Source organism: Natrinema soli (genome assembly GCF_028618695.1).
Map to the genome: position 1 here is coordinate 1 of NZ_JAQIVI010000768.1, position 9,734 is coordinate 9,734.

Genomic DNA, 9,734 nt, shown 5'->3' on the forward strand with positions numbered 1-9,734 from the left:
GGCGAGCGCGACGAGCGGCTGGCCGCGGCCGCTTCACGGGACCCGATCGCCGTCGCTTCGGAAGTCCGAACGAGAGCCGGACCGATCGCCGATATCGGCGTCGAATCGGGGCTGATCGCGGCGGCGACCGATCTCGAGCGCGACGAGACGGTCCTGCCCGCCACCGTCGGGCTCACTATCGGCCAGTACTTCATCGACCGAACGATCGACGACGGCGCGCATCTCCGAGACCTCCAGTCGCTGCGGACGGGAAGCGAGGCGCGGATCTACGGCCGGCCTGGCGACGTTCCGCGCTACGCCCTCGACGCGGTCGATACGGCCCTCTCCGACACGGACCGGCGACGGCTCCTCGAGGGATACGAGGCGATCGGCCTCGGGGTCGGCGTCGCACTGGTCGCAACGTATCGTCCCGTCCTCGCCGTTCGGCAGTACGTCCGCGACGTGGAAGCTCACCTGACCGACGCGCTCTACATCGTCGGCCGACAGGTCGCCGAAGGCGAGTCCGTGGAGTCGGCGGTCGAACTCGCCGGCGACCGGGTCCCCGCCGAGACCGGTGCCGTCTTCGAAGACGCCGCCGGTCTTCAGCGACGGCTCCATACGGGCGTTCGAGAGGCATTTCTCGGCCAGTACGGTGCCCTTCGGAACGTTCCGAGCCCCCGGACTCGAGGGACCGCCGCGTTGCTCGCGATCGCCTCGGAAGAGGGGAAACCCGCCGGCCGTGCCATCGTCTCCATGGCCGACCATCTGGAGGAACTCGAGGCGGTCGAAGCCGAGACGAAACGGAACCTCGAGCAGGTCACCGGGACGCTCGACAACACGGCGGCGTATTTCGCTCCGCTCGTCGCCGGAGCGACCGTCGGCATGGCCGCCATGATGTCGAGCGAGGATATCATCGCCTCGGGAGAGATGAATGCCGCCGCGTTTCCCGCGGAATCGCTCGCGATCGTCGTCGGTCTCTACGTGATCGCGCTCTGTTTCATCATCACCCCGCTCTCGATCGGGCTTCGTCACGGTCTCGATCGGGCCCTTGTCGGCTATCACGTCGGTCGAACGCTCGTCTCCGCGATGATCCTCTACGTCCTGACCGTAGCCGTCATCGGCGTCTTGCTCTGATCATCCCGGTCCCGCGCTCGTCGAGTCGCGGCTCTCGATTCAGCTTCGTTTCGATCCGGACTCGGATTTAAATACGAATACGCGGCCACCAGCAGCATGGATCTGGAAGCCCCGATCGATTCGTGGTACGTCTGGCTCGCCGTCTCGACCATCAGCGCCGCCGTCGCCGGTATCGCACTCGGGCTGCCGGCCGGACCGCCCCCGGACGCGAACCGAGCCGCAAATACGATCGAGCAAACCGCTGGAAGATCGTACGACGCGAGTGCGACGTACAATCACGACGCGACCGAGATCAAGTTCGACGGCCGAACGCTCGCGATGCGAAACGAGCACGGCACCTCCCGGGCGAGTCTCAGCTACGGCCACGTCGTCCCCGTGATGGGGCACGAACGCCTCGAGAACCTCTCCGCGGGACGCCCCTTCGAAGCGGAGTATGCGGCGGAACTCGATGACACGGAGACGAACGCGCTCGAGGTATTTCTCGAGGACGTCGAAGACGCCTATGCGGACAACTCCGGTGAATGGCGGACCGCGGACGATCAGTTACGGGTCAGAACGGTCAGTACGACGCCAGTTCCGACGATACGCGCGTCTGTCGAAGCGATCTCTGCAGGGGTAACGACCCACGACGTCACGTTCGCGTACGAGGCGAACACTGACACGAAGCTGACCTTTGACGTTCAAAGCGAGGAACAGGACGCATACATCGAGAAAACCGTCGAAGCGACCCCCTCGAGAGAAACCGCGCCCGCTGGACAGTACGATTTCCAGAAGAACAGCTGGTTAGAATTTCCAATCCGCGTCGAGGTTACCGCCGAGAGCACCACCCTCTGCAAGGAGACCATCCGAGCAGACCGCGGCAGTGAGATGGTACGCATCTGTGAGTCCGGGGGAGAAACCATCGACATCACGGACGAAATCGTCGAGACCCACGGATACGTGAACCGAAATCGCGACTCGGAGTCGTTCTATGTCACGCTCGTCACCGTCTAACGGACGGCGCGGGCAGACCGAGCCGCTCGCCGCGCTCGTCGCCGTTTCGGCGCTCATCGTCGGTATCGGACTCTACGGCCTCTATCTGACGGATACGCTTCCCGGAACCACCGACCGGACGACCGAAGAGACGGCAGTGACTCGGATCAAAGGGGACATCGAGACCGATGGTGTTGTTCGCAGTTATGATCACGACGAACTCGAGGCCCTGATCGAGACGGAATCACTCCCTCACGGACGGAACGTCTACGTGCAGGTGACGGTCGTCGATGACGGCCGTGAGACCGTCGTCGCCGACGCGTTGTTCGAAACTGACGGGCAGCCGAATCGCGATCCGATCGAGAGCGGCGAGCTAGAGGGGCCGCCGGCCGAGGCCGGCGTTGCCACCCGTCCCGTCGCCGTCGCCACGAGGCCCGGCGCGGTCCGCGGTGGAACGCTACTCGTTGGGGTGTGGAACGGATGAGTGGCGACCGTGCCGTGAGTACGGTTATGGACGTCGCGATGGCCCTCCTGCTCGTTAGCGCCAGCGTCCTGCTGATCGGGACCCACCTGCACGACTCGGACGACGGGGTCGACGAGAATCGAGCCGATCGGACGGCCGAACTTCTCGGCGAATCGACCATCAGCGTTCAGTACAGTCTCGATGACGCTGCGCCGATCGCGGATCGGGAGGGAGAGTACCACCGAACCGAGTACGGCTCGGCCACCGGACTCCTCGCGGATGCGGCCGTCGCGAACGTCCACGTCGACGGCACTCGAATTCGTCCCGCCGGCGACGAGTTCGAAACCGCCGTCGGTGCGTCCGTCGAAAGCGCCCTCATCGGGTCGAACCGCCATTTCTACGTTATCGCCGAGTAGGAGCCCTACGACGGCGCCTCGATCAACGGTACGGCGACGGCCGGTGAACGACCGCCGCCGAACGAGGACGTCTCGAGCGTCACGCTGACGGCCTCGAGCGGGATTCACGCCGTCGATTCGGACGAGGTCGAGACCGCGTACGCGGACGCAGACGCGTACGAAGCAGTTGGAACGGTGATCGGGAACGCGATCGTCGACGGCTACTTCCCGCCCGCGGCGACCCAGCGATCCCTCGAGAGTCAGGGGCTCTCCCACGAGCTCACCGTCTCACAGTACGAGCGGATGGTGAAACCGCTCGAGTACGAGTTCACGGGGACGACGGCTCCGGCTCACCACGGCCCGCTCAAACGCGAGGAGGCGAACGCGGTCGAAGCGAACGCGCAGGTGGTTCGCGGGATCGCGGACGCGGACACGTTCGGCCGGAGCGGGCTGGGACACTGGCTCGGGGAGGACCTACAAACGGCGCTGGCAGACGAAATCGCGACGATCGAGGAGCAGTACGACGGCAAGCGACGCGACGAGGAGATCGCGGCGTTGCTCGCCGACGAGGTATCGACCGACGAGGTCACGATTACGATTCAAACCTGGTACGTATGACACGCAGACCCCACACAGTTTCGATCGCAGACGACGACCGAGCCCGGATTCCGTTCGCCCTGATCGCCGTACTGCTACTGGTCAGTAGCATCGCGATCGTCGGCGTGTTGGAGTCCAGAGAAACCCCAGACGTCGACACCAATCGGGCGCTCGCCATGGATCGCGCCGAGTCGGTCGCGATCGCCGAACTGCGACAGGCGATCGTCCGCGCGACCGAGGATGCCGCCGGCGCCCCCGTCACGTCAACCGACGGGGCAGATGCTCCCGTCAGCGCCGCGATGGACGACGACGAGGCCGTCTTCGACCAGTATCTCAAACTCCTCATCTACCGAGAGGTTTCGGAGTCGTTCGCGAGCGCCCACCAGCAATTCGATGGGGAGACGACCGCCGAAGCCTCCGTCGAACGGATCGACTGGAGCGACAGCGACGACCTCGAGGCGGCGATCGATCGAGTTTCTCTCGAAACGGGCGAATCGGGCGTCCTCACCGTCTCGGTTGACGGCATCGAACTCACCGTCGACGAAACGGAGAGTCAGCCAGTCACCGAGCGACGGGAGTTGACGGTGACTGTCGGAACGCCGCTCTACCAGCTCAAAAACCGGACCGACGAGTTCCAATCGCAGCTCAACACGGGCTTTTTCGAAAGCGATGGCCAGTACGACGGCTTCGGGCGGTACTTCGCCGCTCGGATGTACCCGTACGCGTGGGGGAAAGCCTACTACGACCGACTCGGCAGCGGTGACCGTGCCTTTCACAACCTCACACCCAACGAGCACACCGAAGTCATGGTCAACGACGCCGTCTTCGGGCTTCAGGAGAAAACCTTCGGTACAACCGATCCGTACAACGATCGGGCTATGCTCTTGCCGACGCTCTGTATGGCCGGCGACCTCGCCTCGAGTGCGGGCGATATCGAGACCTCGGATTTCCTCTCGGACGGCGAGGCGAGTAATCTCTCTAATCGGACAGATCTCTGTGATAGCGGTCTGATCGACCAAGAGGGGGAACTCCCGGATCCACCAACCGTACAGGATATTGTGCTGACCATGCTCGAGGACAACGTCGAGACCGACGTCGAGATTCAGGCACATCCGTTCGCCGATGTTGCGTATATGCAGATGGTTAGTGGGATGACTATGGAGCAGGTGGAATCGGAGTTCAATGACTCGCTCATGAAAACCAGTATATTTGACAAAAATTACCTTATTAGCTATTATTCAGATAGTTTGGACAATCAAGATATCGCTGACAGAGTTGGCAATCTTCGTGATGATAACGGGGGTGTTATGGGGGATATAGAGGAGGAATTTCTGAGTAATGCTCCTCAACAAGATATATTGTCAAATTCTATAGAAGACGTATATAACGTAGATATAAGAACGACGGAGATTGGCCCAAATAAACATACTGGATTACCGGATCCAATACCTCCGAGTGAATGGGCTCAGAATCCCGACAACTGGTCTGGACCAGTTAATGTCACCTATCATGCTGGTATCTCGCCGGCAGAAGCTGAAGTCTCAATCAATACAGTATTCGATAACGGCGATACCGGGTTCGATAATCGAGATCTCGCCGAAGTCAATATCTCATATAAGAATTCGATCGGCGTTGAAGCGGAATGGGAACATAAGGAGAAAAACAGGTCGTCATACACATCCTGGGATTGGGAACAGAACGCGACGTATAGTGCTAGCTATGCAATCAGTGGAAACTTCGTCTCTGATGATCTCACAGTTGATCGTGAGTCCCGCGGTATTCAATCGCTTATTGAGGAGGATACTTGGAAGGAAGAGTATAGTGTCGTCGATAATTTCAAAGGTGTTGAAACAAGGGCAGTGAAAAAACATTCGATCTGAGTTCAACATCTGTACAGACACAAGAACAGGAACTCGAGCGTGAAATCGAACGATCCAGTCACTCGATAATCACGGAGAATGATTTCGGGAGGGCGATTCCATACTTCCCAGATCCAGATGTACATATCAAGCCTCGGAATAAGAAAGACTTGTACGAGTGGGTATTGTCCGAACTCAATCAGACTCATTATGAAGTCATAACGACTGTCGAGCCACATCAGACTGATCTCTGGAATATGGTTGAGAAGCCGAGCCCACTTGATAGAGTTGAAGGAAACGTCCGTCAGAAAGAGGATCAATTAGTATATCGAAATACCTCTGTACCCTATGAAAACATAGCTGACCTTCTCCGATCGGAGGTTCGGAAACGGTACTTCGAGAATACTTACGATAATATTGATCAGATCAGCGGCTGGCACGACAAGACACTCGGCGAGAGTAGTGGTATACTCAATGATCTCCTTGGCGGCCTTCTCGATACCAGTAACGATCTCCTCGGGGGTCCAATGAACTTCATTGATCAGATGATGGATCCCAAAACACGTCCTGAGGATGCACGAGCATCACTCAAGAATTCACCACTGATGGAAGACGTAAACTATCAGGTTGAAGCATCACCAACGTATCTATCGTTAGAGACTGTTAATCGGACCAAGATTCCTGCAGTTAGGCCGGTGGGTGGGAATACCCTTAGTATATCTAATATAAATGAAACGGAACATGCACCAATGGGTGCTGGATATCTCAACAGCGTCGGACACCCAGGCTTTCCTCTCATGCCGTGGCCGTCACTGTTCTACCTGCAACTCGATGCGTATTATCTCGAAGTACAGGGAGAATATGCTCGGTTCGAAGCACGTTCAAATAGTGGAGATCCAACAAACACAGGCGAAATGACCTATGTTCGACAAAGTTCGAACGTGGTGATTGATACACCACCCTGGGCCAAGGCAGACAAACTTGCTGTTGGGTCTGCTGAATCTATTTCATTTGATAACACTCTTGTAATTCCGATTATTGTTCCAAGTCCGCAACTGTTAGCTAAAGGATCTCCTGGTGTTGGAGATACATGGCGGTATAAAAATTCGAATTCGCCACAGGAAGAGTGTACGGTTGGTTGGAACAATATTGGCCCTAGTCCTGACACTACTAATACAAATTGCATCTCAAATGGGAATCTACCAGCGAATAGTTAAACGATATTCCAACTATTTTCTAGTTCATAGAATCTATGGCGTATATATGACCTTCAGCTGTTGGAACATAGAGAGAACCATTAGAGACAGCGGGTGACGCTCTAATTGATTCACCTTCTCCAAGACTTTCAAACTGCCACTTGAGAGTTCCATCTTCTGAATTAAGGGCAAACAAATCATGATAACTAGAGACATAGACAATTCCATCAGCAATTATCGGCTTTGAGCGTACACTATATCGTAGGTCCTTCGGTCCCCAGACATGATCTCGAGACTCTCGATCAATAGCAAAAAGCTTCTGAGCACCTGCGCCAGCTCCACCGAAATAGATAGTTCCATCTGCTATTGATGGGCTACATTTCACGCTAGCATTAACTGTAAATGACCATTCTTCTGACCCGTTGTTAGCATCAATTGCGTACAGTCGCTGGTCTTCACCACCAACATAAACTGTCCCATCTTTGACTGCCGGGTTACTCTCACCTAATGGTTCACCTGCTGGATTCTCGAATTCCCACTCAACCTCGCCAGTCTCGATATCTACCGCATAGAGGGTATTTTCACCCGCAAAATACACAGTTCCATCAGTAACAGCAGGAACATTTGTATGGGGCCCACCGCCCTGATAATCTCGCATATTATGCAGAGGTTTTTCGTCACCAGACTCCGGATCAAAGCGATGGAGAACCAGATTCTGTGTACCGACTACTGCCTCTTCAGCGATTACGGGATTCACACTACTAATACCAATATCGTTCCTCCATAACACCGTATCACTCCCGCGTTCTACTGCGACAACTCCGTCTTTTGTACCAGCATACACTCTTTTGTCAGAAACAGTTGGATGAGCACTAGGTGATGCATTCACCTGTTTCTTCCACTCGAGTTCCTCAGTTGCAAGATCAACTGCGTGGAGATGGTTGTCTGCAGCGACGTACAACATCCCGTCAGCGATTGCCAGACTGTTACTAATCACTCCCTCCGATTCAAAGACGGTCCGCAGTTCTACCTCTTCACCACTCGGTCCAGTCGCCGTCGGATGATGACCAGTATTCTGTGGGTCAACACCGTACATCGGCCACTTAGTAGGCGGGAGGTCATCGCTGTTTTCAGGTTCGTCACTCGTCTCGTCACTATTCGTACAACCAGCCAAAGTTGCAAGCCCCGCAGTAACGCTTACACAACGCGCCAACCAGTTTCGGCGCGTCCGAATCGATTTCCGACTCATGTTATGTACGGTTACTTTATCTCAACAAAGTATAATTCTTAGGATGTTGTCTCGATCAGAAATACCGGCGTCGAATGCGATCGTTCACCGAGGAGTAGATGACTATCGTCGGATTCGCCCCTCGAGCGACGGCCATCCCGCCAAACGGAGAGAGCCCCAGTCAGGGCCGGGACGGAGGTTCAAAAAGGATGCCGCACCACTCTCGGTATGATCGCTATCGCCGGCGCGAAGGGCGGCTGTGGAAAGACGGTAACGACGATCGGACTCGCGGAGGCCGTCGGGAGACGTGGAACGACGTCGATCGCGATCGACGCCGATTGTCAACTCCCGAACCTGCACGTCGCGGGCGGCGTTGATCGGACGCCGACGCTCGCCGCGCTCGAGTCCGATGCCGCCGTCGAATCGGTCGTCCAGCCGAGTCCCCGAACGTCGAACGTCGGGCTGCTGTCGGCCCCCGAATCGTCGAACCGGGTGAACTTCGAAGCGGCGCTCGACCGGCTCGAGTCCGACACCGTCCGAACGTTCGTGGACTGTCCGTCGGGGGCGGGGATCGACGTGGTCGAACCGCTCTCGGCAGCCGAGGGAGTGATCGTCGTCACGACTGACAGCGAGCGCAGCATCTCCGCCGCAGAGACGACGATCGAGATGGCTCGCCGACTCGAGGTGCCGATACTCGGAACGGTAGTAAACAGATGCGAGAGCGTCCCGCAGACGGTCAGGTCGTGGACCGACGTGCCGGTTCTGGGCCGGGTGCCAGACGGAACGGCACCGCTGACGGACGAGGCGACTCGAGCAGCCTACGACGAGATCGCGGCGACGATAACGACGAGAACCGCGGTCGATGGATCGGCTCCACCGTACGACGACGACCTGCTGCGGACTGGTTACGATCCACTCGATCGGGCGTTCGGTGGCGGGCTGGAACCGGGATCTATGGTCGCAGTCGTGGCAGCCCCGGCCAGTCGCTCCGAACGGTTTCTCTCCGAGACGACCGCCGTCCGCGGCACGCTCTATCTGTCGACCGAACGGTCGGCGGCCAACGTTCAGCGAGCGCTCGAGTCCGTTCCGACGGCGACGGGAGATCCGACGGTTCGCCGTCTCAGTGACGAGAACGGGCTCGCTGAGGCGAGGTCGATGGCCGATAAACTCCCGGCGTCGTCCACGCTGGTCGTCGATCCCGTGAACGCGCTCGAGCGGGACGGTCGTGACGAGTACGTCTCGTTTCTCGACGACCTCAAAGAGCAACTGGTCGAAACCGGGAGTATCGGCCTGTTACACTGTCTGAACGGTCACACAATTCCGTCGAATCGAACAGTGACGACGCACGCGGCCGATGCGGTCTTCGAGATAACGGCGGTCACGCCCGAGACAGGGGCGACCGTCGAACACTATCTGTCGGTTCCGAAGTATAGAGCCGACGGGGCGACCACGGAGGCGATCGAACTCGAGTTCGGAGAGGAGAGGGTTTCCCCGGCTACTGACGGGTTCTGACTCGCTCTCTGGGGAGCGGCCGGCTCATCCCTGACCGTTCCGGCATCGTACCGATCAGTGGACGCCGATCCGATCGGTCAGTCGTTTTTCGCAGCGCTCGATCCGTTGAGCGACCGTCCGTACGGCATCGACGGCGGGACAGCCGGGATGGACGTCGCGAACGGGACGTCGGCGGGCCTGCGCGTCGGCGACCGCCGGCAGTTCCGCGAGTCCGATCGCCGGTGCGCTAAAGTGCCGTTCGACGCGGTCACCGATCCGATCGATGGCCGCGGCGTCCGCCCTGTTGAGGACGACGGCTGCGATCGGCGTCTCGAGAGCGAGCGCGAGCCGCTTCGTCCGGAGCGCATCGGTCAGGGCCGACTCGGTCGTCGTCGTCACGAGGACGGCCAGTTGGGCGCT

7 protein-coding genes and 2 pseudogenes are annotated in these 9,734 nt (G+C 58.2%); 7 read left to right on the top strand and 2 right to left on the bottom strand.

Annotated features, from left to right (window positions below; translation table 11 throughout):
• From PGX04_RS31925 to PGX04_RS31955, 6 genes and pseudogenes are all read left to right on the top strand, one after another.
• Positions 1–1,113, top strand: a pseudogene (locus PGX04_RS31925) (hypothetical protein); the annotation flags it as partial.
• 96 nt (positions 1,114–1,209) lie between these two features.
• A complete protein-coding gene (locus tag PGX04_RS31930; protein ID WP_273742150.1) occupies positions 1,210–2,106 on the top strand; it encodes a DUF7283 family protein in 897 nt (298 codons plus the stop codon).
• On the top strand, positions 2,084–2,569 hold the full coding sequence (locus PGX04_RS31935) for a DUF7285 family protein (protein ID WP_273742151.1): 486 nt from the start codon (positions 2,084–2,086) through the stop codon (positions 2,567–2,569). The genes PGX04_RS31930 and PGX04_RS31935 overlap by 23 nt, the downstream gene beginning before the upstream one ends.
• Before the next feature lie 38 nt (positions 2,570–2,607).
• Positions 2,608–3,561, top strand: a pseudogene (locus PGX04_RS34900) (DUF7284 family protein).
• On the top strand, positions 3,558–5,420 hold the full coding sequence (locus tag PGX04_RS31950) for a DUF7286 family protein (RefSeq protein WP_425498474.1): 1,863 nt from the start codon (positions 3,558–3,560) through the stop codon (positions 5,418–5,420). The pseudogene PGX04_RS34900 and the gene PGX04_RS31950 overlap by 4 nt, the downstream one beginning before the upstream one ends.
• Before the next feature lie 149 nt (positions 5,421–5,569).
• The gene (locus PGX04_RS31955) at positions 5,570–6,616 is read left to right on the top strand and encodes a DUF7286 family protein (RefSeq protein WP_273742155.1); all 1,047 of its coding nucleotides are present in this window, start codon (positions 5,570–5,572) and stop codon (positions 6,614–6,616) included.
• Positions 6,617–6,635: 19 nt separating this feature from the next.
• Here the strand turns inward: PGX04_RS31955 and PGX04_RS31960 are convergent, their stop codons facing one another.
• A complete protein-coding gene (locus PGX04_RS31960) occupies positions 6,636–7,691 on the bottom strand; it encodes an outer membrane protein assembly factor BamB family protein (RefSeq protein ID WP_273742156.1) in 1,056 nt (351 codons plus the stop codon).
• A gap of 360 nt (positions 7,692–8,051) precedes the next feature.
• Here PGX04_RS31960 and PGX04_RS31965 point away from each other — a divergent pair, with 360 nt between their 5' ends.
• Positions 8,052–9,335, top strand: a complete 1,284-nt coding sequence (locus tag PGX04_RS31965; protein ID WP_273742157.1) for a DUF7125 family protein — start codon at positions 8,052–8,054, stop codon at positions 9,333–9,335.
• Positions 9,336–9,389: 54 nt separating this feature from the next.
• Here PGX04_RS31965 and PGX04_RS31970 read toward each other — a convergent pair.
• On the bottom strand, positions 9,390–9,734 hold a 345-nt coding region (locus tag PGX04_RS31970), incomplete at its 5' end, for a MinD/ParA family ATP-binding protein (RefSeq protein WP_377043831.1).

Coding starts and splice junctions, on each gene's coding strand:
- PGX04_RS31930 (WP_273742150.1), top strand. CDS start 1,210: ATGGATCTGGAAGCCCCGATCGATTCGTGGTACGTCTGGCTCGCCGTC.
- PGX04_RS31935 (WP_273742151.1), top strand. CDS start 2,084: ATGTCACGCTCGTCACCGTCTAACGGACGGCGCGGGCAGACCGAGCCG.
- PGX04_RS31950 (WP_425498474.1), top strand. CDS start 3,558: ATGACACGCAGACCCCACACAGTTTCGATCGCAGACGACGACCGAGCC.
- PGX04_RS31960 (WP_273742156.1), bottom strand. CDS start 7,691: ATGTACGGTGTTGACCCACAGAATACTGGTCATCATCCGACGGCGACT.
- PGX04_RS31965 (WP_273742157.1), top strand. CDS start 8,052: ATGATCGCTATCGCCGGCGCGAAGGGCGGCTGTGGAAAGACGGTAACG.